Raw genomic sequence first — 243 nt, 5'->3', positions numbered from 1 at the left:
GACGCTTTTCTAACAGACGTACAAATGAATCTGTCAGCTTACCTACTACTGCAAAGATGATAATTCCGACAAACACTTTATCCGTTTGAGAGAATTGCCTTGCATCCATAATCATATAGCCGACGCCGCTGCTTGAACCCATTAACTCAGCTACCACTAAACCTAGCCAAGCAATTCCTAATGACAGCCTCACGCCCAGAAGAATATGAGGAAGAGCAGCCGGTAAAATCAGCTTTGTGATGC

The 243-nt window shown here is 44.0% G+C and carries 1 protein-coding gene; it reads right to left on the bottom strand.

Features of this window, described 5'->3' with window-relative positions:
• A partial coding sequence (locus AC0IXA_RS27990) for an ABC transporter permease (protein WP_471814990.1) occupies positions 1 to 243 on the bottom strand: 243 nt, incomplete at both ends.

The organism is Pseudomonas sp. AC083 (assembly GCF_979253165.1).
This window is presented reverse-complemented; position numbering and strand designations above follow the sequence as displayed.